The sequence below is a fragment of the Saccharopolyspora antibiotica genome, assembly GCF_047200635.1.
Classification (GTDB): Bacteria; Actinomycetota; Actinomycetes; order Mycobacteriales; family Pseudonocardiaceae; genus Saccharopolyspora_C.
On the sequence record NZ_JBJZOI010000034.1, the window covers coordinates 1 to 26159 of the forward strand.

The following is a 26159-nucleotide window of genomic DNA, read 5'->3' on the forward strand; positions in this document are numbered from 1 at the left end:
GTCGACCTGCAGCAGGTCGGTGGTGGTGTCCTGCGGCGCACCCTGGATCACGCCGGTCGCGGCCCCGTCCTGCAGGCCCTTGATCACGTCAGCCGGGGCAGCGCCCTCGTTGGCCTCCAGGTACAGCGCACCCGCGCCGGCCACGTGCGGGCTGGCCATCGAGGTGCCGTCCATCGCCTCGGTGCCGCCGCCCGGGACGGTCGAGGTGATGTCCACGCCCGGGGCGTAGCCCTCGACGGTGGCGCCGAAGTTGGTGAACTCGGCGGAGGTGTCGGTCTCGTCGGAGGCCGCCGTGGTGAACACGCCCTCCGCGCTGGCCGGGGAGACGTTCTCGGCGTCCTGCGACTCGTTGCCCGCGGCGACGGCGAGGAACACGCCCTTGTCCACCAGGCCGGTGGCCGCCTCGTCCAGCGCCGGGTCCTTGCTGCCGCCGAGGGACATGTTCGCGACCGACGGGCCGTCCGCGTTCTCGGCGACCCAGTCCAGACCCGCGATGATGTCGTCGGTGGTACCGCTGCCGTCGTCGCCGAGGACCTTCACGCCGACCAGCTCGGTGCCGGGGGCGACGCCGTAGGTCTTCGAACCGATGGTGCCCGCGGTGTGGGTGCCGTGGCCCTGCACGTCGCCGCCGTCGCCACCGGTGGCGTCGAAACCGATCGAGGCGCGGCCCTCGAAGTCCGGGTGGTTGACGGCGAGTCCGGTGTCGATGACGTACGCGGTGACGCCCGAACCGGTCTGCGCCGGGGCGTAGGTGTCGTCCAGCGGCAGCTCCGGCTGGTCGAGGCGGTCCAGGCCCCAGGATTCGGTCGCCGCGGCGTGCGGGTTCTCGACCTGGATGCGGAAGGACTGCGAGACGCCCTCGACGGCGGGGTTGGCCCGGACGTCGTGCAGCTGCTGCGGGCTCAGCGTCGCCGAGAACCCGTTGAGGGTGTTGTTGTAGACGTGCTTGGTCTGCACGCCGAGCTCCTCGGCGACCTCGGCGGCGTTGACGCCGTCCTTGAGGTTCACCACGAACGAGTCACCCGCACCGGCGGCGTTCGCCGTGTGCATGGTCAGCGGGGCCAGGTCTTCCTGCGGGGCGGCGGCGAGCGCGGGGACCGCGGCGACCACGAGCGCCGCGGCCGACAGACCGGCTCCTGCACCGAACAGCGTTTTCTTCACTGGGATTCCCTCCGTCACGAACCGACACGTTTCCCGGCGGACGAACCGCCTGGCAGCGAAGTCGATCGGTAATTGACTCGGATGCCCCAGAACGTATCGACCGAGTCGACCGCGAACAAAGAGGTGGCTAGAAAACGCCACCCTTCACGACGTGCGCCGACTTCGTCGGAGTCCCCCCATATTGACAGGCTTCATCTGGAGTTTTCCTGAATGCTGGGAGGCTTTCGGGCCGAAGTGCGACATGCCACTCGACGAGACTTTGCCATCATTCCCACGACGCGAATGCCGATGAACCACCCAAGGCGGCAACGCGCGGGAAAAACGTGGAAGAAGTCGTGGTGAACTGACGTTTCGTCAGCTCAGCGCGGGCGCACCGGGTCGCGCGACCGAGGCCGACGCGCGATCACGGCACGATTTCGCCCCGCCCACCGTCCTGGATTGCCGGTCCGCGGCGCGAGTGACGGTGCGCGTCCGGTTCGGCCACCTTGAGTGCCCGAATCCCGCGATGTGGCACAGCGGACCGGCATTCTTCGCATTTCGTCGTGTTCCGGGTATCGAACACCGTCCGGCGCACGGGCGGTTCAATCCCGGCCGCGCCGGAACAGGCGGCGGATCGGATCGTATCTCCGGTCGGCGACCCGCTCCTTCAGGGGGATGAGCGCGTTGTCGGTGATCTGGATGTTCTCGGGGCACACGTCGGTGCAACAACGGGTGATGTTGCACAGCCCGAGGCCGTGCTCGGCGCGGGCCTCGTCGGGCCGGTTCGCGCGGGTCTCGTCGCGGGCGTCCAGCGGGTGCAGCTCCAGCTCGGCGATCCGCATCAGGAACCGGGGCCCGGAGTAGGCCTCCTTGTTCTCGCCGTGGTCGCGGATCACGTGGCAGACGTCCTGGCACAGGAAGCACTCGATGCACTTGCGGAACTCCTGCGAGCGCTGCACGTCCTCCTGCGCCATCCGGTACTCGCCGGGAGCGAGACCGGCGGGTGGCTCGAAGGCGGGGACCTCGCGGGCCTTGGCGTAGTTGAACGACACGTCGCAGACCAGGTCCTTGATCACCGGGAAGGTGCGCATCGGGGTGACGGTGATGATCTCGTCGGTGGCGAACGTCGACATCCGGGTCATGCACATCAGCTTCGGCTTCCCGTTGATCTCCGCCGAGCAGGAGCCGCACTTGCCCGCCTTGCAGTTCCACCGCACCGCCAGGTCGGGGCAGGTGGTCGCCTGCAGCCGGTGCACGAGGTCGAGGACGACCTCCCCCTCCTCCGCTTCGACGACGTGATCGCGCAGCTCGCCGCCACCGGCGTCGCCGTGCCACACTCGCAGGTGCGCCAGGTAGCTCATCCTCGGCCTCCTCAGCCCGCCGCGGCGGCGAGTTCCTCGTCGGTGAAGTACTTGCGCAGCTCCTCGGGCGCGAACAGCGCGAGCAGGTCGGGGCGCACGGGTTGCTGGCGCTGCTCGTCGACCCGAATCCCGTCCCGGCCCAACGAGCAGACCAGCAGGGTGCGCCGCCAGTCCGCGACCATGCCCGGGTGGTCGTCCCGGGTGTGGCCGCCGCGGCTCTCGGTGCGCAGCACCGCCGCTTTCGCCACGCACTCGCTGACCAGCAGCATGTTGCGCAGGTCGAGGGCGAGGTGCCAGCCGGGGTTGAACTGCCGGTTGCCCTCCACGGCCAGGTCGCGGGCCCGCTCCCCGAGCCCGCGCAACCGCCGCAGGGCGTCCTCGACCTGCTCGCCGGTGCGGATGATGCCGACCAGGTCGTTCATCACCTGCTGCAGGTCGGCGTGCACGGCGTAGGGGTTCTCCTCGGCGGTGCCGGACTCGAACGGTCGCGCCGCGCGCGCCGCCGCGGCCGCCACGTCGGTGTCCCGCGGCTCCGGCCGGCCCTCGCGCGCGACGTGCTCGGCGGCGCCGATCCCGGCCCGGCGACCGAACACCAGCAGGTCCGACAGCGAGTTCCCGCCGAGCCGGTTCGAGCCGTGCATCCCGCCAGCGACCTCACCGGCCGCGAACAGGCCCGGCACCCCGGAGGCGGCGGTGTCCGGGTCGACCTCGACGCCGCCCATCACGTAGTGGCAGGTGGGCCCGACCTCCATCATCTCGGCGGTGATGTCCACGTCGGCCAGCTCGCGGAACTGGTGGTGCATCGAGGGCAGTCGCCGGGTGATCTCCTCCGGGGTGAGCCGGGTGGCGATGTCCAGGAAGACCCCGCCGTGCTCGGAGCCGCGGCCCTGCTTGATCTCGTTGTTGATCGCGCGGGCCACCTCGTCCCGGGGCAGCAGCTCGGGGGGCCTGCGGTTGCCCTCCGGATCGGAGTACCAGCGGTCGGCCTCCTCCTCGGAGTCGGCGTAGGAGCCCTTGAACACGTCGGGGACGTAATCGAACATGAACCGCCGCCCGCCCGAATCGCGCAGCACTCCCCCGTCGCCGCGCACGGATTCGGTGACGAGGATGCCCTTCACGCTGGGCGGCCAGACCATGCCGGTCGGGTGGAACTGGACGAACTCCATGTTGATCAACGCGGCCCCCGCGCGCAGCGCCAGCGCGTGCCCGTCGCCGGTGTACTCCCAGGAGTTCGAGGTGACCTTGAAGGACTTGCCGATGCCGCCGGTCGCGAGGACCACGGCGGGCGCGCGGAAGAGCACGTAGCGCCCGCTCTCCCGCCAGTAGGCGAAGGCCCCGGCGATCCGCCCGTCCGGGGCGTCCTTGAGCAGCTCGGTGACCGTGCACTCGGCGAAGACCTTGAGCCGCGCCTCGGGGTCGCCGTGCTCTGCGGCGTCGGCCTGCTGCAACGAGACGATCTTCTGCTGGAGGGTGCGGATGAGCTCCAGCCCGGTGCGGTCGCCGACGTGGGCGAGGCGCGGGTACTCGTGCCCGCCGAAGTTGCGCTGGCTGATCTTCCCGTCGGCGGTGCGGTCGAACAGCGCGCCGTAGGTCTCCAGCTCCCACACCCGTTCGGGGGCCTCCCGGGCGTGCAGCTCCGCCATCCGCCAGTTGTTCAGGAACTTCCCGCCGCGCATGGTGTCCCGGAAGTGCACCTGCCAGTCGTCGTGCGGGTTGGCGTTGCCCATCGAGGCCGCGATGCCTCCCTCGGCCATCACGGTGTGGGCCTTGCCGAACAGCGACTTGCACACCACCGCGGTGCGCAGTCCCCGCTGCCGGGTCTCGATCGCCGCCCGCAGCCCCGCCCCGCCCGCACCGATCACGATCACGTCGTAGTCGTGCTGCTCGATCTGCATCGGCCGCCTCTCAGTTGAACAGTCGGGGATCGGGGAAGGCTCCGGCGGCGACGAGCAGCACGTACAGGTCGACCAGCGCCACCGACAGCAGCGAGGCCCAGGCCAGCTGCATGTGCCGAGCGTTGAGCGCGGTCACCTTGGTCCACGCCCAGTACCGGACGGGGTGCCGGGAGAAGTGCTTGAGCCGACCGCCGACGAGATGCCGGCACGAGTGGCAGGACACCGTGTACGCCCACAGCAGCAGCGCGTTGACGACCATGAGGAGGGTGCCGAGCCCGACGCCGAATCCGCCGTCGGCGCCGCGGAACGCGATCGCGGTGTCGTAGGTGAGCACGGCCGCTACGACCAGCGCGACGTAGAAGAAGTAGCGGTGCAGGTTCTGCAGCACCAGCGGGAAGCGGGCCTCCCCGGTGTAGCCGCGGTGCGGTTCGGTCACGGCGCACGCGGGCGGGGACGCCCAGAACGAGCGGTAGTAGGCCTTGCGGTAGTAGTAGCAGGTCAGCCGGAACCCGAACACGAACGGCAGCACGAACACCGGTGGCGGCACGAACGGCCCGAGGGCCGGGAACCACTGCCCCCAGTGGCTCGCCCCGGGGACGCAGGCGGCGCTCAGGCACGGCGAGTAGAACGGCGCGAGGTAGTGGTGCTCGGGCACCCAGTAGGCCGTGTTCATGAACGTGCGGATCAGGCCGTAGATCAGGAACAGGCCCAGCCCGATCGCGGTGATCAGCGGCGGCAGCCACCACCGGTCGGTGCGCCGGGTCCGCGGCTCCGGGGAGGGCGGCGGGTGCGCGGGTGGGGCGCCGGATGGATCGAAACCGGGGAGTGCGGACATGGCTGACCTCGTCGTCGGTGTCCGGTGCGGCTTGCGGCCCGTCCCTCGTGCTCGCCGGTGCTGCGCGGGCGCACCGTCGCGCCCGCGCGCGGGAGCCCGGCCGGACTCCCGCGCGGCGGCCGGTCAGTGCGGTTGCCTGCCCCCGACCCCCTCGTCGTCGGCATCGCGCCACAGCGCGGGGTCGTAGGGCGTGTCCGGTACGAGGACCGTCTCGCGGCCGGACGGCTCCGAGCGCGGCGCGGGCAGCGCCGAGAGCTCGGCGAGATCGATTTCGAGCCGCTCCACATCGTTGCTCAGGCGGCGCACCGCCGCAGCGTCGCCGTAGCGCGAACGGAGGGTCCCGACGCTGCTGCGCAACTGCCCCAGCACCCGCCGCACGTCGGTCAGTTCGGTCGTCGAAGTCATGGGCGAACACCTCTCGCACGGGTCGTCGCATCGACCTGTCGAGGGTGCCGCGCGACGGCGGAATGTGACAAGGGCCACAAGGCTGACTTCCAGGATTTCCCTCGACCGGGCAGCCGCGAGCGAACCCCCGGTGACAGCGCTCAGGACCTCGGGCCCCGTCCGGCACCGCCGTCCCGGCAGCACCACCGCTCGCGGCGGACGCGCACCGCGATGAGGGCACCCGCGCTCGGCCGGGCCACGAGATCCGGGCGGGCGCGGCGGTGCGGCTCACCGCGATCGCGGTCGGGCGCGCCGCCGGGGCGTCCCGCGTCGAGCAGACCCCGCTCCCGGGCAGCGCACCCGCCGCGGCTACCGGCGGTGGCGCCGTCCGGGGCGGGCGCGCAGCCGCCGGTCAGCAGCCGCCGCCGTCACCGCCGCTGCTGCCGCCGCCGTCGCCGCAGCCGCCGTCGAAGCCGCTGCCGCCGTCGGAGCCGCCGTGGTGGTGCGTGCCGTGGTCGCCGGTCCCGACGAACGGCGCGGCCGAGTAGGAGCCGCGGCGCGCGGCCGACCGCCTCGGCGCGTTGAACGAGATGACCAGCACGACGGCCAGCAAGACAAGTCCGATCACTGCGATGCTCATGACCATCAACCCCCAGCGTGCCGGGTTCGCTGCGCCCCGCCGGGGTCCCGGCGCCCTCGCCAGCAGGTGCTCGGAAGCTATCACCGCGCGTCGGCCCGCAGACCCGGTTCAGCCGGAACCGCCGCACCATCGCGACCTCGGCTCAGCCGGCGCCCTCCCGGTGCGGGCGTCCCACCCAGAGCACGTCCCGCGCCCGGGTGAGCGCGACCAGCTGGGTGCGCTCATCTCGTTCTCGCTGATCGCGACGCCGCTCGTCCACGCCAGGACCGGCGGGGATCTCGGGCACGAGCACGGCGCGGAATTCGAGGCCCTTGGCCCGGTGGACGGTGCCGACCCGGACCTTGCCGTCGCGCTCGCCCTCGTAGTGCTCCAGGTCGCGCGCCGCGAACCCGGCCGCGCGCAGCACCTTCAGCCACCGAGTCGTGCTCACCTTGCCGAACGTCAGCACCGCGACGTCGTCAGGTTCGACGTCCAGCCGGCGCAGCGCCCCGACGAGAGCCTCCTCGTGCTGCTCCGGCGCGCCCGTCCACCAGATCACGTCCCCTCCGCGAAGCGTCGCCACCGCCTCGCGCAACGAGAACCCCGCGGCCCCGTCGAGATCGTCGACCTGGTTCGAGGCGTCGAACCGCTTCGCGCACTCCAGGATCCGGGAGGCGTTGCGGTAGTTGGTGCGCAGCACCTCACCCCTGCCCCGGATCGGGATGCCGGCGTCGGAGAGCCGCCAACCACCCGGGTAGATCTGCTGCTGCCCGTCCCCCACCAGCAGCAGGCGGTTCGGCCCGTCCCCGGCCAGCGCGTGCAGCAGCCGCAAGCCGACGAGCGTGATGTCCTGGACCTCGTCCACGACGACCCCCGCCAGCGGGCGGTCCAGCCCGCGCCGTTCGAGCTCGGCGTGCGCCGCGGTCAGCACGTCGTTGAAGTCGAGCACGCCCTTGTCCGCGCGGATCCGCTCGTAGGTCTCGTACAGCTGCCAGACCAACGCCCGGTCCGCACCGCGCTCGATCCCCATTCCCCGGCCCACCCGGTTGAGGGCCTGGTACCGGGTGAGATCGGCGATCCCCCGCCCCTTGATCACGCGGTCGATCTCGTCCTGCCAGTAGTCGGGACGCGGGTTGAGCTCCGCGAGCCTGGTGTTCTTTCCGAACTGCGACCAGGCCAGCGCGAAGCAGCTCGCCACCGGTCGCACGTCCACCGCCCGGCCGCGCTCGTGGAGGAACTGCTTCGCCCAGCGGTGCACGGTGCTGAACTCGACGCGGTCGCCGATCTCCGGGGCGAGCCGGTGGAACAGCCGCCGCGCGATCGGCGGCAGGTTGCGCGCGTAGGTGGTGAACAGCAGCGGTCCGACGCTCCGGCGCGCCAGGTGCACCAACCGGTGCAGCGCCACCGCGGACTTGCCGGTGCCGGCCGGGCCGCTGATGCGCGCGGGTCCGCTGTAGTCGCGGCGCACCATCGCGGCCTGCTCGTCGTCCAGGAAGGTCAGCCAGGCCTCGAACGGACCGTCCAACGCGGCGTCGAAACGATCCCTGGAGAGGTCGGCGACGTCGAACAACTCCGCGTCGGGCTCCGCGGGGTCCCGAGCCGCACCCGGGGTGAGCGGGGTGAAACCGGCGCGCGCCCCCAGGTGCTCGACGAGCGACTGCGCGTCGCGCCGACCGAGCCTGCGCTCGCCGCGCCGCAGCACCCGGTCCAGCTCGGTGTCCGCGACCGTGAGGTGGTGCCCGATCGACGGGTTCGCCGGTCCCCGACCGGTCGGCAGCACCACGACGGGTCGCACCACCGCTTCGGTGACCGATCCCGCAGGCGCGCGGGCACCGAGGAAGAGTTCGGCGCACCTCCGCACGGCGGCGCGGACGTCCTCCCACTCGGGCTCCTTGTCCCGGAGCGCGATCGCGAGCACGCCCAGCGGTCCGATCAGCAGCACGTCGGGTTCGGCGGCCGGTGCGTCGGGGAAGGCCTCGTGCACGCAGGTGTGCCATCCCCGGCGGCTCTCCACCAGGAACCGGGTCAGCACCCGGCGCTTCCAGCTCGGCAGTTCCGGGTAGGCGGCGACCGCGCGCTCGGCCGCGCGACGGAACCGCTCCTCGCGGTGATCGGTACTCATGCCCGGGCACCTCCGCGTCTCCCGCCGGTCGACTCAAGATCGAACCTAGCGGGCGTGCGCCGGACGGGTCAGCGCCGCGATCGGGGGACCACCCGTTCGCCGCAGCAGCTCGGACCGGTCGGCGCAATCCCGGCTCAGTCGCCGCCGCCTCCGGAGTCGATGCTCTCGCCGACTCCGTGCACGGAGCTGCGGCGCTTCGGGCGCCGCCGGGAGTTCCGGACCACGAGCAGCAGCAACACCACGACCAGGGCTCCGAAGACCAACCACTCCACGGAGATCACCTCTTCCCGCTCGGTTCCACCTCCCCCGAGACGACCACACCGGGCCGGGGCGGGGCGAGGCGCGCCGCGCGGGTCCGGGGGAACCCCCCGGGAAGGATCAGAATCCGTGCACGAGCTGGCGGGCGGTCCGGTAGGCGTGCCGGACCGCGTCGCCCTGGTGGGCGGTCGTCTCCGGGCAGCGCTCGGAGCGCAGCTCCCACTCGGGCGGTTCCGCCGCGCCGGACGCCGCCCAGGCCGCCTGCTTCGCCGCGCCGAGCGCGACGTACTCGGCGTGCTCCGGGATCTCCACCGGGACCCCGAACAGCGAGGGCGCGATCGCACGCACCGCCGCCGACTCGCTCGCCCCGCCGATCAGCAGCACCCGGCGCACCTCCACCCCGACGCGGCGCAGCGCGTCGATGCCGTCGGCGAGGCCGCACAGCATTCCCTCGACGGCGGCGCGGGCCAGGTTCTCCGGAGTGGTGTTGGCGCCGCGCATCCCGGTGAGGGTGCCGGTGGCGTCCGGCAGGTCGGGGGTCCGCTCCCCCTCCAGGTAGGGCAGCAGGGTCAGCCCGCCCGCCCCCGGGGCGGCCTCCAGCGCGAGCCGGTCCAGCCCGGCCAGGTCGGTGCCGAGCATCGTCGCGGCCGCGCTGAGCACGCGGGCCGCGTTGAGCGTGCACACCAGCGGCAGGTAGCGGCCGGTGGCGTCGCAGAAGCCCGCGACCTGCCCGCTCTCGTCCGCGCACGGCTGCTCGGCCACCGCGAACGCGGTTCCGGAAGTGCCGAGGGACACGACCACGTCTCCCGGCCCGGCCCCGATGCCCAGCGCGCCCGCCATGTTGTCGCCGGTCCCGGCGGCCAGCACGGCGCCCTCCAGCGGGGCGAATCCGGTGCCGCGCCCGGCGGAGCCGGCCGGGTCGAGCACCTCGGGAAGGCGCGGGGTGCGTCCGCCCATCGCCTCCGACAGCAGGTCCGGCAGCCAGGAACCGGTTGCCGGGTCGAAGTAGCCGGTGCCGGAGGCGTCCCCCCGGTCGGTGCAGGCGCGCTCGGGGCGCCCGGCGAACAGCCACGTCAGCCAGTCGTGCGGGAGCAGCACCCGGTCGACGCGGTCGGCGTGGTGCGGTTCGTGCTCGGCGAGCCAGGCCAGCTTGGTCAGGGTGAAGCTCGCGACGGGAACCAGCCCGGTGCGCGCGGCGAGCCCGTCGGCGCCGTGCCGCTCGACGAGCGCCCGGGCCTGCGGAGCGGAACGGGTGTCGTTCCACAGCAGCGCGTCCCGCACCGGCTCTCCCCGCGCGTCCAGCGCGACCATGCCGTGCTGCTGGCCGGCGACCGACACCGCCTCGATCGGCCCGGGGGACGCGGCGGCGGCCTGCTCGACGGCCTCGCGGGCCGCGGTCCACCACGACCACGGGTCGACCTCGGTCCCCGCCGGGTGCTGGGCCTTGCCTTCGGCGACGACCCGGCCGGTCTCCGCCTCGGCCACGACCGCCTTGGCGGACTGGGTGGAACTGTCGATGCCGAGAACGAACACGGGGCGGCCCCTCACCTCACGTCGCGAGTGCAACGGCGAAATCTTGCCAGACGGCACCGCGAGCTCAGGGCTTGCGGCCGAGTCCGCAGAGCACGAGGTCGTGCGCGGGCACCCGCGGCCGCATCCGCGGACCGTCCGGCCACCAGTCCACCGGCCGCACGAGGCCGGGTTCGGCGAGCTCGGTGCCGTCGAAGAAGCGGGCGATCTCGTCGTGGTCCCGGAACCACCCGGTGCCGAGTTCGGCGAGCATCAGCTTCTCCAGGTGCGCGGCTACCTCGACCTGCGCGGGATCGGCCGGGCGCACCAGGTGGCTGAGCGCGAGGTAGGACCCGGGCGCGAGCGCGTCGACGTAGCGGGCGACGACCTGGTGCGGAGCCGCGGCGTCACCGACGTGCTGGAGCGTCGCGGCCTGCAGCACCGCCACCGGTCGGGAGAAGTCGATGGCGCGCTCGATCTGCGGCAGCGCCAGCAGATCCGCCGGGCGCGTGAGGTCGCCGAACGCGAAGTGGGTGCGGTCGTTGTCGACCAGCAGGGCCTTGCCGTGGGTGAACACCATCGGGTCGTGGTCGACGTAGACGACGACGGCGTCCGGATTGGCGCGCTGCGCGACCTCGTGGGTGTTCTCGGCGGCGGGCAGCCCGGAGCCGATGTCGAGGAACTGGTCGACTCCCGCGGCGCCGGCCAGGTAGCGCACCACCCGCAGCAGCCACTCCCGGTGGTCCCGGGTCGCGACATCGAGCCCGGGGGAGACTTCGAGCGCGGCGTCCACGACGGCGCGGTCCACGGCGTAGTTGTCCTTGCCGCCCTGCAGCGCGTCGAAGCACCGGGCGACGCTGGGGTTCCGGGTGTTCAGACGCCGCACGTCGAGCGGTCCGGTCTCCGGGTCCGAAGCCGCGATCCCGGACCGGGCCCAGCTGAGCCGGGCGGGATCGGCACCGGAGCGATCGGGCATCGAACACCTCGCAGCAGGATCGCGGCACTTGCGCCGACACGCAGTATAGGCGGCGGGCGGCCACAACTGATCGTCCGGTCGGCCGCCGCGAGGAGATCGAATCGTCCCCGATTCCCGGTAGGCTTCGACCAGCCTTCAGAGGGAGCCCGGGTTGCAGGTCACGATCACGATCAACGGCACCGAGCAGCGGCACGACGTCGAGGACCGCACCCTGCTCGTCCACCTGTTGCGGGAGGACTGCGGCCTCACCGGCACGAACACGGGCTGCGACACCAGTTCCTGCGGCGCGTGCACGGTGCTGCTGGACGGGGAGTCGGTGAAGTCCTGCACCGTGCTGGCCGCGCAGGCCGACGGCCACGAGATCACCACGGTGGAGGGGCTCGACTCCGGCGACGGGCTGCACCCGGTGCAGCGGGCCTTCCAGGAGCGCCACGGCCTGCAGTGCGGGTTCTGCACGCCGGGGATGGTGCTGGCCTCCGTGTCGTTGCTGCGGGAGAACCCCGCTCCGACCGAGCACGAGGCGCGCGAAGGCCTGGCGGGCAACCTGTGCCGCTGCACGGGTTACCAGAACATCGTCGAGTCCGTGCTCGCCGCGTCCCGCGCGGAGGGTGCGCGATGATCCCGGCCGAAGTCCGCTACCACCGGGCCGGATCGGTCGACGAGGCGTTGCGGCTGCTCGCCGAGCACGGCGAGGAGGCGAAGCTGCTGGCGGGCGGGCATTCCCTGCTGCCGCTGATGAAGCTGCGCCTGGCCGTGCCGGAGGTGCTGGTCGACGTGGGCGGGCTGCGGGAGCTCGCGTTCGTCGAGGACGCCGGGGACGCGGTGCGGATCGGGGCGCTCACCCGGCACCACGACCTCGCGACCTCGGCGCTGCTGGCGCGGGAGCTGCCGCTGCTGGCGCGCGCCGCGGGGACCGTCGGCGATCCGCAGGTCCGCCACCGCGGCACCCTCGGCGGCTCGCTCGCGCACGGGGACGCGGCCGGGGACCTGCCCGCGGTGGTGCTGGCGCTGGACGGGGTGCTGGTGCTGACCGGCCCGGGCGGGACGCGGGAGGTGCCCGCCGCCGAGTTCTTCGTGGACTTCTTCGAGACCGCGCTGGCGCCGGACGAGGTCCTCACCGAGGTCCGGGTGCCGAAACGGGCCGGGGGCTGGGACTTCCAGAAGTTCACCCGGCGCGCCTCGGACTGGGCCGTGGTCGGCGTCGCGGTCGCCGGGGACGCGGTGGCGCTGGTGAACATGGGGGCGACTCCGCTGCGCGCTCGCGCCGTCGAGGCCGCGCTGGCCGCCGGCAGCACCCCCGCCGAGGCAGCCGAACGCGCCGCCGAGGGCACCTCGCCCGCGGACGAACCGACGGCCTCGGCCGAGTACCGCAGGCACCTGGCCCGCGTCCTGGTCCGCCGGGCCCTGGAGAACTCCCGCGCCTGAGGGCCGGATGCCCGGCAACTTCCCCGCACGAGCGCGGTCGAGCTCGTGCGGGGTTCGCGATCCGCTGTCGGCGACGTGCGCGCGCCGGGCGAGGTGCACCGGGGCGATCGCCCGCGACGGTTCGGTGGTCCGGTTGGTGAGGCGCGCTGGCCGATCCTCGGTCGTCCCTGGCGGAGGCGCGTTCTTCGGGCGGTTCTGCCGCCGCTGTGCCCGCGCACCGCGAGCCCCGGGAGCGTTCACCGATCCGGGCTCCGGGCTCCATCGCGCAGGACTCGCACCTCGACTTCGGGCGCGGCCCGCGCTTCTGCTCAGCGCGGGAGGAGGCGGAGATCGGGGTCGGCACCTGGGCGGCGGCACCGCGCGGACGAGCGCGCATTCCGGAACCGGAACGGCCAGGATGGCGGTGAACGCGTCCGGGGCTCGGGGTGACCGGCGAATGCGCTCCCCGGCTTCCGAAGAGGGCCGCGGGAGCGGTGCGGCCGAGCGGCCGATCCCGGACTCTCGGAGGCGCCCGGGACCGATGAGGGATACCCCCAAGGTGCGCTTCGAGCGGTTCTCGGAATTCACGAGTCCGAGGCGGTCGAATCACTCCGATTCAGCCGCACCCGTCCGATCGCTTCCGGACATGACCTGCGCTTTCACTCGCCCCGGCGCTGATCGGCCCGATGCCGGGCGGACGAGACGCCGTTCCGGAGCGATGTGCTGGAGCCCGCGTAATGTCGGCCCCGCGCTGCGGATGAGATTTCTGGCGGGAATTCCGCTTCCGGGGAATCCGCGCGCGCTCATCTTCGATGTCAATCCGATTCGTGGAGGATTCATGACCAATCGCCGCACCCGTTTCGCCACCGTGCTCGCCGCCAGCGCCGCCGTGCTCGCCATGCCGCTCACGGCCACCGCCGCCAGCGCTGCCACCACGGCGGCGGTCAGCCCGGGCACGCTCTCGCTGTGCTCCGACGGGTCGTACTCCACCCAGGTCGAATTCCCCGACCGGGGCGGCTTCTCGACCTTCGTCGTGCCCGCCGGGCAGTGCCACGACACCACCGGCCTGAGCAGCGCGGGCATCGAGCCGATCACCGTCGTGGGCCTCACCGACGGCGGCCAGCGGTTCCAGGTGGGCAAGGGCTCGTTCAACGCCAGCAAGGGCGGGATCGTCAAGTCCTACGGCACCCCCGGGGACGCCTGGGCCATGACCCCGCAGGTGTGATCATCACCTGCTGAACGACCCGCGCGGTCGTCTCGGCCGCGGTTGGCGAGCGAACGGACCGTTCGTCCCACTCCGCTGGTCGAAGGAGCCGTTCACTCCGAGAAGTCCGCCGAGCCGAGGGAGCGGGGCGAGCGGACCGTTCACCCCGACCCGCCGGACCAGCGGTCCGCTCACCGGATTCGAGGTCCGGCCAACGGACCGTTCGTCCGATCCTCTTGGTCCAACGGTCCGTTCACCCCGATCCCGGGTTGTGGCGAACGGACCGTTCGTCCAATCCGGACTGGCGAGCCGTTGCCCGGAACCGGCTGCGGGGTGAACGGTCCGTTCGCCCCGGCCCGCCGAGCGGCCCCAGCGCCTCGCTCTCGGTGAACGGACCGTTCGTCCCACGGCGTTGGACGAACGGTCCGTTCACTCACGGGCGGCGAGCGACCAGGAAGGTGCGGGTGGTGCGGACGGTGAGGTCGTCGCGGCGGTGGAGGCCGTCGGCGAGGAGGGTGTCGAGGACGTCGAGGTCCGTCGCGTCGAGGTGGTCGGCGAGGAACGGGCGCATCCGGGTGAGGACGAGCTCGGCGTAGCGGGCGGTGCCCTCGGGAAGCGGGGAGCGCAGGTCGATCTCGACCGCGCGGTTCTCCACCAGCCCGAACCCGGCCCCGGTCAGCAGAGCCGCCCAGTCCGAGCTGATGTGCGGGAGGTCGTCCGCGCGCCGGGCGGCGAGCACCTCGCGGCAGCGCTCCTCCAGGCCCGGGCGGCCGACACCGAAGTCGTCGGGCAGGAAGCGCGGGAACCCGTCCAGCTCGGCCACCGCCACCAGACCGCCGGGCCGCAGCGCACCGAAGACCTCGCCGAGCAGCCGGCCCGGATCGGCCAGGTGGTGCAGCGAGGCGGACGCCCACACCAGGTCGGCCGGGCCCTCGGTGCGCGGGAACGCGGCGTCCAGGTCGACCTGCTCGGTGCGGATCCGCTCGGACAGTCCGCGCCGCGCGCCCTTCGCGGTGAGGTGGTCGAGCATCGCGGGTGAGCTGTCGACGGCGATCGCCGTCGCGTCCTCGAAGCGTTCGAGGAGGGCGAAGGTGCCGGTTCCGGAGCCGCTGCCGAGGTCGAGGATCCGCCGCACCGGTTCCTCGGCCAGCTCGCGCAGCCTGGCGGTGAGGGCGGTGAGGTGGTCGTGCAGGACCTCCGCGTCGAGGTCGAGCATCTCGATCTGGAGGTCCTCGGCGCCGTGGTGCTGGGGTTCGTGAGCCATGGCTCCACGCTAGCGTCGCCTTGCCCCGATGGCATACGTTATTGCGCATGACGCAAGACGGTGAGCTGGACGCCCTCGTCCGGCAGCGGATCAAGAGCCTGCGCACGGCGCGCGGCCTGTCACTGGAGGAGCTGGCAGCGCGCTGCTACCTGAGCACCTCCACGCTCAGTCGCATCGAGACCGGGCACCGGCGCATCAGCCTGGACCAGCTGGCGCCGCTCGCCCGCGCGCTCGGCACGACGCTGGACCAGCTGGTCGAGTCGGCCGCGGACGAGGACGTGGTGATCAGGCCGGTGCACGACGAGCGTCGGGGCGCGACGACCTGGCTGCTGAGCCGGGACTCCGGCCCGCACGGCATGACCGTGGCGAAGATGCGGCTCACGAAGCCCGCCTCGCGCGAGACGACGGAGCTGGGGGTGCACCCGGGCAAGGACTGGTTCATGGTGCTGTCCGGGCGGGTGATGCTGCTGCTGGGCGAACGCTCGATCGTCGTCGAGACCGGGCACGCGGCCCAGTTCTCCACGATGACCCCGCACGCCTTCGGCGCCCACGACGGCCCGGCGGAGATCCTCACCCTCCTCGACCACGACGGGCAGCGCACGCATCTGCACGAGTGAGGGAACAACCGCGCCTCCGGCGGAGGCGTCCGGGCGGGCGACGTCTCACGGCCGGACGCTGGAGCGGAGCGCGCGCACCGGGCCGGGTTGCGCGGCGGCGAGCACGCGGAGCCGCCCTCCTCCAGCAGCGGCCCGGCCCCCGGCCCCTGCGGGACGAGGGCCGTCCGAGGAGAGCCCTCGGGCCAGCGATCCGGCCGAGCGCGCGGACGCCCCCCGGGAGGCCCGGCCACCCCGCGCGACGCGCGGGATGGCCGGTATCGATCTCGCCGCTCGCCCCCTGGCGAAGCGGCCGGAACAGCGCGATCGGTTCGGGATCTCACCCACCAGCGCCCCGGACCGGAGACGGTGAGGGTGGCGGGAGAATCGGACGATCCACCCGAGATCGGCGAATCGCGAATTCTCGTCGCGAATTCCGGCGAAGCCTGACATCACCGACGAGCGCGGCCGATCCCGGAATTCGCGGGAAGTGCGGCGTCGCCGCCGATGCGGGGCGGAACCGATCCCCGGGGATCGGTTCCGCGGCGCCCGCTCCCGGAGCCGCAGGTCAGCTCGCCTGCATGAAGGCGACGACGGGCAGCCCGCCCTCGTAGTCGCAGCTCACGCCGAGGTGCTGGGTGCCCTGCTTGCTGACCAGCGAGCAGTCGTAGTCCCCGTAGACGTCCTCGGCGTAGGCGTCCTCGCCCTGCAGCTGGGAGGGGTCGAGCCGCAGGTAGAGGCCGATCGCGTTGAGCGCGTCCTCGGCACCGGCGTGAGCGCCGTTCACGTCCCTGGAGTAGACGTCGTAGTAGGCGCCGCCCGGCGCCCGCAGCGCCCCGTGGGCCACGTCCGCGGGCTGGGGGCCGGGCACCTCCGGGTGGCTCGCGGCGGGTTGCGCGCCCGCGAAGCTCGCGGCGGATTCCGAGTTCGCGGCACCGGCGAAGCCGGCGAGTCCCACGATCCCGGCGAGGGAAAGGCCGGCGGCGAGAACGGAACCCGTGATGGCGATGCGGCGCATGATTACCTCCGAAATTGTCGCGTGCTCGGTGATCCACCCTGAAGACGCGAGATCGAGCGACCGGTTGCTCGGAGTGACTCGGATCACCCCGGAGGCGGTAATTCGTCCCTTCCGATCAATTCCGCCGGAATCCGCGGCGGAACTCGGAATTCCGCAGCTCAACCGTTGGCCACATTCGCACCGACCGGGCGGAGCCCGTGCTGCTGGCGCCGGTCCCGGTCGGCTCATGTCCGTCGGCGAGGTCGTCGCCCCGCGCCGAGGCCCGAACGCTCGACGGGCCGGGACGAGGGAAGGCGACGACCTTCACGGCCCGCTGCCGCCGCGCGCGGAGGAATTCGCGACCAGCGGCTCACGTTCCGGGCCGCCGCGGCGTCTACTGGGAGTGGTGATGAGACCGTTCGAGCAGATCGTGGAGATCCACGGGCCGGTGGTGCTGCGGGTCTGCCGGGCCGTGCTCGGGCCCGTCGAGGCCGAGGACGCCTGGTCGGAGACCTTCCTGGCGGCGCTGCGCGCCTACCCGGAGCTGGGCGCGGACGCCAACGTGGAGGCATGGCTGGTGACCATCGCGCACCGCAAGGCCCTCGACGCCGCCCGAGCCCGCGCCCGTCGCCCGGCTCCCGTCGAGCAGCTTCCCGAACGGCCCGCGCGGCGGGGCGGGCCCGAGGACTGGGACGGCGACCTGTGGGCCGCGCTCGCCGCGCTGCCGGACAAGCAGCGGATGGCGGTGGCCTACCACCACCTCGGCGGACTGCCCTACGCGGAAGTCGCGGCGATCACGGGCGGCAGCGCTGACGCCGCCCGGCGCGCTGCCGCGGACGGGATCCGCGCGCTGCGCATCACCTACCGGACCGGAGCGGAAGGAGGACCGAGATGAAGGACGAGTTGTTCGACTCGCTGCCCGGGGCCGCCCCCGGGGCGCTCGACCGGCTGCGCTCCCGCCTGGTCGGCGCGGCGCGGCAGGAGGGGCTGGTGGACGTGGCCTACCGGACGCTCCCCACCCCGGTCGGCGAGTTGCTGCTCGCGGCGACCGAGACGGGGCTCGTCCGGGTGGCCTTCACCGACGGCGGAGAGCAGGAGGCGGTGCTGGCGGAGCTGGCCGGAGAGATCAGCCCGCGGGTGCTGCGCGAGCCCGGGCGGCTGGACGAGGTGGCGCGGCAGCTCGACGAGTACTTCGCCGGACGCCGGAGGGCGTTCGCGCTGCCGTTGGACCGGCGGTTGTCCCACGGGTTCCGGCGCGCGGCGCAGGAGCGGCTCTCGGAGATCGATTACGGGCGGACGGCGAGTTACGCCGAGATCGCCGCGGCCGCGGGGAGCCCCCGCGCGGTGCGGGCGGTGGGGACGGCGTGCGCGACGAATCCGCTGCCGGTGGTGGTGCCCTGCCACCGCGTCGTCCGCTCGGACGGCTCCCCCGGCGGCTACGTCGGCGGTACGCGGGCCAAGGCCGCCCTGCTCGCCCTGGAATCGAGCGCGCTGTCCGGGTGAACGGTCCCTTCGTCCCAACTCGCTGGACCAACGGTCCGTTCACTCCTCGCTCCGGGTGCGGGGTGAGCGGGCCGGTCACGCAAGAGCCATCGGGGTGTCGGAGGTGGCGGGTAACTTCGGGGCGCTGGTGGAGAGGGGAGGTGCGCAGGATGGGGACGTCGTTGTTCCCGCTGCCCAAGCGGGTCGTCGCGCCGGGCGCCGTGCACGTGCCCGGCTGGCTGGATCTCGAACGGCAGCGGGAGCTGGTGGAGGCCTGCCGGACGTGGGCTCGGGGGCCGGTGCCGATGCGCTCGGCCGCGCTGCCGAGCGGGCACCGGATGTCGGTGCGGACCGTCTGCCTCGGCTGGCACTGGTACCCCTACGCCTACAGCCGGACCGCCGACGACGTGGACGGCGCCCGCGTCGCACCGTTCCCGTCCTGGCTCGGCGAACTCGGCCGGGCGGCGCTGGCCGATGCCTGGGAGCAGGACGCGACGGACTACCGCCCGGACGCAGCACTGATCAACTTCTACGACGAGCGGGCGCGGATGGGGATGCACCAGGACCGGGACGAACGCGCCCGGGAGCCGGTGGTGTCGCTGAGCATCGGTGACACCTGCACGTTCCGCTTCGGCAACCCGGACTCCCGCGCCCGGCCGCACACCGACGTGGAGCTGGAGTCCGGAGACCTGTTCGTCTTCGGCGGGCCGTCGCGGCTCGCCCACCACGGCGTGCCCGCGGTCCGTCCGGGCACGGCCGACCCGGCCTGCGGACTCGCCTCGGGACGCATCAACATCACCCTGCGGGTGACCGGCCTGGAGAGTGGAGAGCGGACGTGAGCACCACCGAGCAGACCGACGTGATCGTCGGCGAGGACGGCCTGGCCCGCTCGCCGTGGGCGGCCCACGACCCGCTGCTGCGGGAGTACTACGACACCGAGTGGGGAATGTCCGTGCGCGGCGAGCAGCCGCTGTTCGAGCGGATCTCGCTGGAGGCGTTCCAGTCCGGCCTGTCCTGGGCGACGATCTTGCGCAAGCGCCCCGCGTTCCGGGAGGCCTTCGACGGTTTCGCCCCGGACGCGGTCGCCGCCTACGCGGAGCGGGACGTGGCCCGCCTGCTGGCGGACGCGGGAATCGTGCGCAACCAGGCCAAGATCCGAGCCACGATCGGGAACGCCCGGGCCACCCTCGCCCTGCGCGAGGAGGGCGGCCTGGACGAGTTCGTCTGGTCGTTCCAGCCCGGATCCACGCCGCGACCGCGGGGCGTCGCCGAGGTCCCCACCACCTCACCCGAGTCGGTGGCGCTGTCGAAGGCGCTGCGACGCAGGGGTTTCCGCTTCGTCGGCCCCACCACGATGTTCGCGTTGATGGAGGCCGTGGGCATCGTGGACACGCATCTCGTCGGCAGTTACCGGCGCGGCGCCTCCGGGATCTGGCCGGAGTGACCGGCTCGCTGCGGATCGAGCTCACCGGGCCGTTCGCGGTGGAGCCCGCGCTGGCGGCGCTGGCCGCGCACGCGACGCCCGGCGTGGAGCGCGTCGATCGAGGGGGCCGGAGCACGACACGGGTGCTGGCGCTGCCGAGCGGCCCGGTCGAGGTAACGACGGTGCTCGCGGCGGACCACCTGCTGCTCGTCGGCGCCTTCCGCTCGGCCGAGGACCGCGGCGCGGCGGCGGAGCTCGTCCGGCGCTGGCTGGACCTGGACGCCGATCCGGTGCGGATCGAGGCGGTGCTGCGGGCGGATCCGCTGCTGGAGCCGCTGGTCGACGCGCGTCCAGGACTGCGGGTGGTCGGCCGCCCGGACGGTTTCGAGGCCGCCGTGTCGACGGTGCTCGGCCAGCAGGTCAGCCTCGCCGCCGGCCGCACCCTCACCGGACGGCTGGTCGCTGCCCGCGGCGAGCCGGGCCCGGGCGGGTTGCGGCGGTTTCCGGCCCCGGAGGTGCTGGCGGGGTTGCCGGTCGAGGAGCTGCGCGCGGCCATCGGCAGCACCGTCTCGCGGGCCCGGACGGTGCGCGCGCTCGCCTCGGCGGTGGCGGACGGGTTGTCGCTGCTGCCCGGCGGCGACGCCGAGCGGCGGCGCCGGGAGCTGCTGGCGCTGCCGGGCATCGGGCCGTGGACGGTGGAGCACCTGGAGATGCGGGCCTTCGGCGACCGGGACGCCTGCCCGGCGGGGGACCTGGTGCTGCGCCGCGCGCTCGGGATGGCGGAAGCGGAGGTGCGGGAGCACGCGCGCGGGTGGAGGCCGCACCGGGCGCACGCGGTGGCCCACCTGTGGGCGGAGGCCGCCTACCTCCAGCCCTGAACGAGTGAACCGCGGTGCTTCGCGCGCTGCGGGGCAGTTTCCCAGGGTGGCCCTGATCAGCGGCGATCGACGGTTCCGAACATCCCGCCACCCGCGCCAAACTTGACTAACTCCAGAAAAGCTGATTGCCTCGGGACGTGCAGCCGCCGCCACCGCCGCACCCCGAGGGGCGCAGGCCGGTGCGGACGGCCCGTTCCCACCACCCGGCGGCCCGCGCGGCCACCGGTTCCTTCGCCCCGCACGCGGCGAACGATCCGAACAGGAGTGAGCTGTGCCCGAGAACGACCAGAAGCCGCTGACCACCGTCGCCGGCGCACCGGTGCCGGACAACCAGAACTCCCTGACCGCGGGCGCGGGGGGCCCGATGCTGCTGCAGGACGTCTGGTTCCTGGAGAAGCTCGCCCACTTCGACCGCGAGGTCATCCCGGAGCGCCGGATGCACGCCAAGGGCTCCGGCGCCTACGGCACGTTCACGGTGACCAACGACATCACCCGCTACACCGCGGCCTCGATCTTCTCCGAGGTCGGCAAGCGGACCGAGATGTTCGCCCGGTTCTCCACCGTCGCCGGAGAGCGCGGGGCCGCCGACGCCGAGCGCGACATCCGCGGCTTCGCGCTGAAGTTCTACACCGACCAGGGCAACTGGGACCTCGTCGGCAACAACACCCCGGTCTTCTTCTTCCGCGACCCGCTGAAGTTCCCCGACCTCAACCACGCGGTGAAGCGGGACCCGCGCACGAACTTGCGCGACGCCGAGAACAACTGGGACTTCTGGACCAACCTCCCCGAGGCGCTGCACCAGGTCACGATCGTCATGTCGGAGCGCGGCATCCCCGCCTCCTACCGCCACATGCACGGCTTCGGCTCGCACACCTACAGCCTCGTCAACGCCGAGGGCGAGCGGTTCTGGGTGAAGTTCCACCACCGCACCCAGCAGGGCATCAAGAACCTGACCGACGCGGAGGCCGAGGCGCTCATCGGCCAGGACCGCGAGTCGCACCAGCGCGACCTGTTCGACTCGATCGAGAACGGCGACTTCCCGAAGTGGAAGCTGTACGTGCAGGTCATGCCGGAGGCCGAGGCGGAGGGCTACCGCTTCCACCCCTTCGACCTCACGAAGGTGTGGTCGAAGAAGGACTACCCGCTGATCGAGGTCGGCGAGTGGGAGCTCAACCGCAACCCGGCGAACTACCACGCCGAGGTCGAGCAGGCCGCGTTCACGCCGGCGAACGTGGTGCCCGGAATCGGCTTCTCGCCGGACAAGATGCTGCAGGGCCGGTTGTTCTCCTACGGCGACGCGCAGCGCTACCGGCTGGGCGTGAACCACCACCAGATCCCGGTCAATGCCCCGAAGAACCCGACGAACTCCTACCACCGCGACGGCGCCATGCGCGTCGACGGCAACCACGGCGCCACCCCGGGCATCGAGCCGAACTCCTACGGCCGCTGGCAGGAGCAGCCCTCCTACCGGGAGCCGCAGCAGGCGGTGGGTTCCGTCGCCGACCGGTTCGACTTCCGCGCCGACGACGACAACTACTTCGAACAGCCCGGGAACCTGTTCCGGGGCATGTCGCCCGAGCAGCAGCAGGTGCTGTTCGCGAACACCGCCCGCGCCATCGACGGCGCCTCGCGGGCGACCGTGGAGCGGCACATCCACAACTGCACGCAGGCGGATCCCGCCTACGGCGAGGGCGTCCGCAAGGCCGTCGAGGCCCTGGCGGCCGGGACCCTCTGACCCAGGACGTCGACCGGGCCCCGGCGCGGCACCGCGCCGGGGCCCCGCATCGAGGAGCAGCGGTCATGACCGAAGGCGGACTCACCCCGGAGCAGCTCGAGCGGATCGTGGCGATCGCGATGGACCTGGCGCGCGAGGGAGACTCCGGGCAACTGCTCGACTTCGTCGCGCACGGGCTGCCGGTGGACGTCACCGACGCGGGCGGGAACACACCGCTCATGCTCGCCGCCTACCACGGGCACGCGGGAGCGGTGCGCGCGCTGCTCGACCGCGGCGCGGACCCGGACCTGCGCAACGCCCGGGACCAGACCCCGATCGCGGGGGCGCTGTTCAAGGGGGCGGAGGACGTCGTGGCCGTGCTCCGCGACGCGGGCGCGGACCTCGACGCCGGAACCCCCACGGCCCGCGCCGCCGCCGCGATGTTCGGTCGCGAGCACCTGTTGGCGGACTGAGCCCCCGACCGCCTCGCGACTGCCGCGGGCGCGTTCTACGGTCGCGGGCATGGCGCTGAGCGAACGGGACCGCGAGCAGTTCCTGGCCGAACCGCACACCGGTTCGCTGGCCGTGGCCGATGCCGCCGGGCGTGCTCCGCTGGTGGTGCCGATCTGGTACCACTACGCCCCCGGCGAGGAGTTGTGGATCAACACGGGCGCGCGCTCGCGGAAGGCGGACGCGATCCGCGCCGCCGGGCGCTTCGCGCTGCTCGCGCAGCGCACCGCGCCCACCGTCCGCTACGTCTCGGTCGAGGGTCCGGTGATCGGGATCGAGCCGGGCGCGCCCGAGCACTCCCGGCTGATGGCGGCGCGCTACCTGCCCGCGGCCCGGGTCGACGAGTTCGTGGAGTACGAGCGGACCCAGCTGGGTGAACACGTGATCATCCGGATGCGTCCCGAGCGTTGGCTGTCCGCGGACCTCGGCTAGCCCCGGCGGGCGGCGCGGCTCAGCCCCCGGCCAGGACGACCTTGCCGACGTGCGCGCGCGTGGCCAGCTCGGCTTGGGCGCGGTGGACCTCCGCGAGCTCCTGGGTGAGGGCGATGACCGGCCGCACCCGTCCCCCGCGCACGATCTCCGCGAGCGCCCGGAAGTGCGCTGGGGTGTGCATGCTCGATCCGATGAGCGCGATGTTGTGCAGGTACAGCCGCCGGACGTCGAACTCGACGCGGTGTCCCGCGAGCGCGCCCGCGACGACCCACCGCCCGCCCTCGCGCACCAGCGGCAGGCCTTCGCCGACGTGGTCCCCGGCGGCGACGTCGAGGACGGCGTCGACCCCGCCCGGTGCGCGCTCCGCGAGGCGCGCCCACGGGTCGTCGGCGCGATCCACCACCTCGACGGCGCCCGCGGAGCGCACGGCGTCCAGCTTCCCGGCGCTGCTGATCGCGAGCACCCTGGCTCCCCGGGCCGCGGCCAGCTGCACCAGCGCCAGGCCGACTCCGCCGGAGGCCCCGGTGACCACCACGTCCTCGCCCTCCCGCACGTCGCCGCGCTCCAGCATCCCCAGTGCGGTGCCGTACGCGGTGGGGAAGCACGCCGCTTCCACGTCGCTGAGCGGAGATCCGCCGATGTCGTGCAGCCGCGCGGCGGGCGTGGTCACGTAGCGGGCGTAGCCGCCGTCCCGCTCGCTGCCGAGCAGTCCCACGGGGTTCGCGTCCTCGGCGTCCCGGTCGTAGATCGCCGGGTCGATGAGCACCCGGCGGCCGCGCCAGCCCGGATCGACGCCGGCGCCCACCTCGACGACGGTGCCCGCTACGTCGGCGCCCTGGATCCGGGGGAAGTCGATCGGGCCGCGCCAACCCGAGAGCGCGTCGGGCGCCCCCGGCCGCCCGTAAGCGCCCTCGCGGGTCCACAGGTCGGTGTTGTTCAGCGCGGTCGCACCGACTCGGACCAGCGCCTCGCCCTCGGCCGGGGCGGGCACGGGCACCTCCACGAGTTCGAGCACCTCCGGGCCACCGTGCCCCACCAGCCGCGCCGCCAGCATGGTCTGGGGAATCGTCATCACCACGTCCTCCGCTCATGAGTACACTGATCTGTGAAGTACGACGGCGAGCGTAAGGTATACCGATCGGTGAACACAACTGCCCTGGACCCCGATGACCTGACCCCCGGCGCGCGCCGCGTCCTGGACGCGGCGGCGGTCCTGTTCTACGAGCGCGGCATCACCGCCGTCGGCGTCGACCTGATCGCCGAGCGCTCCGGGGTGACCAAGCGGACGCTCTACGACCGCTTCGGCTCCAAGGACGTGCTCGTCGCGACCTACCTCGCGGAGCGGGACCGCCGGTGGCGCCGCGCCGTGCGGGAGGTGCTGGCCGCCCCCGGGCTGACCGCGGTCGAGAAGGTGACGGCGCCGTTCGACGCCTTGGCGGGATGGCTGCGGCAGAGCCCGCGCGGCTGCGCGTTCCTCAACGCGCTGGCCGAACTCCCCGATCCGGAGCACCCCGCGCACCGCATCGCGACGGACGAGAAGCGCTGGCTGCTGGGCCTCTTCGAGCGCCTGGCCGGCGAGGCGGAACTCGCCGATCCCGCGACCTCGGCCCGGGCGCTGCTGTGCCTGCACGAGGGCGCGCTGGCCATGCACGCGGTGGCACCCGAGCTCGACTGCGTCGGCACCGCGACCCGCACCGCCCGGGCGCTCGTCCGCGACGCGCGCACCTGACGCCCCGGCCGATCGCCGAGATTTCTCGAGAAATCGGCCCCGCCCGGCCCGTCGCGATCTCCCGGGAAGCGCACCGCGGCGGGCCTGGGGGCGCGGCGTCGCCGCCCCGGTCGTCCGCGGGACCGGCGACCAGTTGCGGCGGGAGGGCAGAATCGGGGCATGGGCGGAACGTGCGCCGTGCTGGCGCTGCACTGGCAGGTCAACGTGATCTCCCCCGAGGGCTTCTTCGGGGCGATGCTCAGCGGGCCGGTGGCCCGCAGCGGTGCGGTGGCCCGCGCGGAGCGGTTCCACGCGGCGGCGGCCGAGGCGGGAGCCGAGCTGATCTTCACCCGCTTCACGGTTCCCGCCGGGGAGGGCGAGCTGGTCCGCAACACCGCGTTCATGCGCGCCGTCGCCGACGCGCAGGAATCGTTCCGCCCGGAAGCGCCCGGTACCGCGCTGATCCCCGAGCTCGCCGCGCAGCCGGACCTGGTGGTCGACAACCAGAAGCTCTCCGGGCTCGCGGGCAGCGACCTCGCCGACCGGCTGCGCGCCCGCGGGGTCGACACCGTGCTGATCACTGGCGTGGCCACCAACCTGACGGTCGAGCAGACCGCCCGGCACGCCACCGAGCTCGGCTTCCACGCCCACGTCGTCGCGGACTGCGCGGCGGCGGCCGAGGAGGCCGTGCACGAGGCCTCCCTCGCGAACCTCGCCCTGGCCACCGCCGGACCGCTCACCGCCGCCGAGGCCCTGGCGCTGATCGGGAACTGATCGCCGCGATCAGGCGAACGGTTCGATCGGGGACGCCAGCCACGGCAGGTCGAGCCCGAGCCAGCCCGCGCCCAGCGCCAGCGCGCCGAGCAGCCACAGCGTGCCGAGCACGACGGCGCCCGTGGCGGCGAGCAGCAGCAGGCGGACCGCTCCGTGCTGGCGCCGCTGCCAGGCGTTCCAGCGGTCGTACCGGCGGCGGAGGGCGCCGAGCAGGCGGTGGGCGCGCTCGAACTCGGTGCTCAGGACGGCGAGCCCCGCGAACGCCACGACCCACCCCGGACCCGGGTACGGGATCATGATGATCCCCGCGACGAGCACGACCGTGCCGACGATGCCGACACCCGCTCGCCAGCAGAGGTCGGCGGCGCGGTTCCGCCGGGCCCGCTCCCGCCAGCGGCCGTATCCGGCGCGCGGCCCCGGCCGGGCAGGTGCGGTGCGGTCGAGCTGCGTGGTGTCTGCGTCGTTCACGTTCGTCCTCCGGCGTCGAGGTGGTTTTCCGGCGCGGGCGAGCGCGCCTCCGGAAGCAGACCGCGTGACGCAGCGGCATGGTCAAGTCCTGCCCGCCCCGGGCGGCATTCGATTGCCGGAACGGCGCGGTCGCGGTCCGCGAGCGGGGCCGCACCTCCACCCGCGGGGCGTCAGCGGCCCCGTCCGGCCGACCACGCGAGAAAGTTCCT

28 protein-coding genes are annotated in these 26159 nt (G+C 73.2%); 14 read left to right on the top strand and 14 right to left on the bottom strand.

What is annotated here, in order from left to right:
* The 10 genes from ACL03H_RS22525 to ACL03H_RS22570 all read right to left on the bottom strand — a co-directional run.
* On the bottom strand, positions 1–1161 hold a 1161-nt coding region (locus tag ACL03H_RS22525), incomplete at its 3' end, for a S8 family peptidase (RefSeq protein WP_412813295.1).
* 581 nt (positions 1162–1742) lie between these two features.
* Positions 1743–2501 carry a succinate dehydrogenase/fumarate reductase iron-sulfur subunit gene (locus ACL03H_RS22530; protein WP_412813296.1) on the bottom strand — a complete coding sequence of 253 codons (759 nt, stop codon included), beginning with the start codon at positions 2499–2501 and terminating at the stop codon, positions 1743–1745.
* An 11-nt stretch (positions 2502–2512) separates the two neighbouring features.
* Positions 2513–4396, bottom strand: coding sequence for a fumarate reductase/succinate dehydrogenase flavoprotein subunit (locus ACL03H_RS22535; protein ID WP_412813297.1), 1884 nt, complete (start codon positions 4394–4396; stop codon positions 2513–2515).
* Positions 4397–4406: 10 nt separating this feature from the next.
* Positions 4407–5231 (bottom strand): hypothetical protein, encoded by an 825-nt coding sequence (locus ACL03H_RS22540; protein ID WP_412813298.1) that lies wholly within the window; start codon positions 5229–5231, stop codon positions 4407–4409.
* Between the two features lie 123 nt (positions 5232–5354).
* Positions 5355–5636, bottom strand: a complete 282-nt coding sequence (locus ACL03H_RS22545; RefSeq protein ID WP_412813299.1) for a hypothetical protein — start codon at positions 5634–5636, stop codon at positions 5355–5357.
* Positions 5637–6027: 391 nt separating this feature from the next.
* Positions 6028–6255: a hypothetical protein gene (locus tag ACL03H_RS22550; protein WP_412813300.1), complete on the bottom strand. Its 228-nt coding sequence runs from the start codon at positions 6253–6255 to the stop codon at positions 6028–6030.
* A 142-nt stretch (positions 6256–6397) separates the two neighbouring features.
* Entirely contained in the window at positions 6398–8356 is a 1959-nt protein-coding gene (locus ACL03H_RS22555) for a UvrD-helicase domain-containing protein (protein WP_412813301.1), read from the bottom strand.
* A gap of 134 nt (positions 8357–8490) precedes the next feature.
* Positions 8491–8628: a hypothetical protein gene (locus ACL03H_RS22560; RefSeq protein ID WP_412813302.1), complete on the bottom strand. Its 138-nt coding sequence runs from the start codon at positions 8626–8628 to the stop codon at positions 8491–8493.
* Positions 8629–8734: 106 nt separating this feature from the next.
* Positions 8735–10147: a xylulokinase gene (xylB, locus tag ACL03H_RS22565; RefSeq protein WP_412813303.1), complete on the bottom strand. Its 1413-nt coding sequence runs from the start codon at positions 10145–10147 to the stop codon at positions 8735–8737.
* Positions 10148–10211: 64 nt separating this feature from the next.
* A complete protein-coding gene (locus tag ACL03H_RS22570) occupies positions 10212–11099 on the bottom strand; it encodes an SAM-dependent methyltransferase (RefSeq protein WP_412813304.1) in 888 nt (295 codons plus the stop codon).
* 151 nt (positions 11100–11250) lie between these two features.
* Here ACL03H_RS22570 and ACL03H_RS22575 point away from each other — a divergent pair, with 151 nt between their 5' ends.
* From ACL03H_RS22575 to ACL03H_RS22585, 3 genes are all read left to right on the top strand, one after another.
* Positions 11251–11718 (top strand): (2Fe-2S)-binding protein, encoded by a 468-nt coding sequence (locus ACL03H_RS22575; RefSeq protein WP_412813305.1) that lies wholly within the window; start codon positions 11251–11253, stop codon positions 11716–11718.
* Positions 11715–12524 (top strand): FAD binding domain-containing protein, encoded by an 810-nt coding sequence (locus tag ACL03H_RS22580; protein ID WP_412813306.1) that lies wholly within the window; start codon positions 11715–11717, stop codon positions 12522–12524. Before ACL03H_RS22575 ends, ACL03H_RS22580 begins: the two co-directional genes overlap by 4 nt.
* An 817-nt stretch (positions 12525–13341) precedes the next feature.
* Positions 13342–13728, top strand: a complete 387-nt coding sequence (locus tag ACL03H_RS22585; protein WP_412813307.1) for a hypothetical protein — start codon at positions 13342–13344, stop codon at positions 13726–13728.
* Positions 13729–14140: 412 nt separating this feature from the next.
* Here the strand turns inward: ACL03H_RS22585 and ACL03H_RS22590 are convergent, their stop codons facing one another.
* Positions 14141–14971, bottom strand: a complete 831-nt coding sequence (locus ACL03H_RS22590; protein WP_412813308.1) for a class I SAM-dependent methyltransferase — start codon at positions 14969–14971, stop codon at positions 14141–14143.
* 47 nt (positions 14972–15018) lie between these two features.
* Between ACL03H_RS22590 and ACL03H_RS22595 the strand changes: the two genes are divergently transcribed.
* Complete coding sequence (locus ACL03H_RS22595) at positions 15019–15588, top strand: helix-turn-helix domain-containing protein (protein WP_412813309.1); 570 nt, start codon at positions 15019–15021, stop codon at positions 15586–15588.
* Between the two features lie 544 nt (positions 15589–16132).
* On the opposite strand, the gene ACL03H_RS22600 is transcribed toward ACL03H_RS22595, so the two are convergent.
* The gene (locus tag ACL03H_RS22600; protein ID WP_412813310.1) at positions 16133–16582 is read right to left on the bottom strand and encodes a hypothetical protein; all 450 of its coding nucleotides are present in this window, start codon (positions 16580–16582) and stop codon (positions 16133–16135) included.
* A 388-nt stretch (positions 16583–16970) separates the two neighbouring features.
* On the opposite strand from ACL03H_RS22600, the gene ACL03H_RS22605 reads away from it, so the two are divergent.
* From ACL03H_RS22605 to ACL03H_RS22640, 8 genes are all read left to right on the top strand, one after another.
* Positions 16971–17456 carry an RNA polymerase sigma factor gene (locus ACL03H_RS22605; protein ID WP_412813311.1) on the top strand — a complete coding sequence of 162 codons (486 nt, stop codon included), beginning with the start codon at positions 16971–16973 and terminating at the stop codon, positions 17454–17456.
* Complete coding sequence (locus ACL03H_RS22610) at positions 17453–18064, top strand: methylated-DNA--[protein]-cysteine S-methyltransferase (RefSeq protein WP_412813312.1); 612 nt, start codon at positions 17453–17455, stop codon at positions 18062–18064. The genes ACL03H_RS22605 and ACL03H_RS22610 overlap by 4 nt, the downstream gene beginning before the upstream one ends.
* Before the next feature lie 149 nt (positions 18065–18213).
* Positions 18214–18882 carry an alpha-ketoglutarate-dependent dioxygenase AlkB family protein gene (locus tag ACL03H_RS22615; RefSeq protein WP_412813313.1) on the top strand — a complete coding sequence of 223 codons (669 nt, stop codon included), beginning with the start codon at positions 18214–18216 and terminating at the stop codon, positions 18880–18882.
* Positions 18879–19487: a DNA-3-methyladenine glycosylase I gene (locus ACL03H_RS22620; protein WP_412813314.1), complete on the top strand. Its 609-nt coding sequence runs from the start codon at positions 18879–18881 to the stop codon at positions 19485–19487. Before ACL03H_RS22615 ends, ACL03H_RS22620 begins: the two co-directional genes overlap by 4 nt.
* The gene (locus ACL03H_RS22625; RefSeq protein ID WP_412813315.1) at positions 19484–20344 is read left to right on the top strand and encodes a DNA-3-methyladenine glycosylase family protein; all 861 of its coding nucleotides are present in this window, start codon (positions 19484–19486) and stop codon (positions 20342–20344) included. The genes ACL03H_RS22620 and ACL03H_RS22625 overlap by 4 nt, the downstream gene beginning before the upstream one ends.
* Positions 20345–20615: 271 nt before the next feature.
* The gene (locus tag ACL03H_RS22630) at positions 20616–22079 is read left to right on the top strand and encodes a catalase (protein WP_412813316.1); all 1464 of its coding nucleotides are present in this window, start codon (positions 20616–20618) and stop codon (positions 22077–22079) included.
* Positions 22080–22144: 65 nt separating this feature from the next.
* The gene (locus ACL03H_RS22635) at positions 22145–22531 is read left to right on the top strand and encodes an ankyrin repeat domain-containing protein (protein WP_412813317.1); all 387 of its coding nucleotides are present in this window, start codon (positions 22145–22147) and stop codon (positions 22529–22531) included.
* Between the two features lie 49 nt (positions 22532–22580).
* Complete coding sequence (locus ACL03H_RS22640) at positions 22581–23000, top strand: pyridoxamine 5'-phosphate oxidase family protein (protein WP_412813318.1); 420 nt, start codon at positions 22581–22583, stop codon at positions 22998–23000.
* Positions 23001–23019: 19 nt separating this feature from the next.
* Here the strand turns inward: ACL03H_RS22640 and ACL03H_RS22645 are convergent, their stop codons facing one another.
* Positions 23020–24072: a zinc-binding dehydrogenase gene (locus ACL03H_RS22645; RefSeq protein ID WP_412813319.1), complete on the bottom strand. Its 1053-nt coding sequence runs from the start codon at positions 24070–24072 to the stop codon at positions 23020–23022.
* Positions 24073–24141: 69 nt separating this feature from the next.
* Here ACL03H_RS22645 and ACL03H_RS22650 point away from each other — a divergent pair, with 69 nt between their 5' ends.
* A complete protein-coding gene (locus ACL03H_RS22650) occupies positions 24142–24729 on the top strand; it encodes a TetR/AcrR family transcriptional regulator (protein WP_412813320.1) in 588 nt (195 codons plus the stop codon).
* Positions 24730–24888: 159 nt separating this feature from the next.
* Entirely contained in the window at positions 24889–25482 is a 594-nt protein-coding gene (locus ACL03H_RS22655; protein ID WP_412813321.1) for a cysteine hydrolase family protein, read from the top strand.
* 9 nt (positions 25483–25491) lie between these two features.
* Here ACL03H_RS22655 and ACL03H_RS22660 read toward each other — a convergent pair whose 3' ends face one another.
* On the bottom strand, positions 25492–25950 hold the full coding sequence (locus ACL03H_RS22660) for a TIGR02611 family protein (protein ID WP_412813322.1): 459 nt from the start codon (positions 25948–25950) through the stop codon (positions 25492–25494).
* Between the last annotated feature and the right edge of the window lie 209 nt (positions 25951–26159).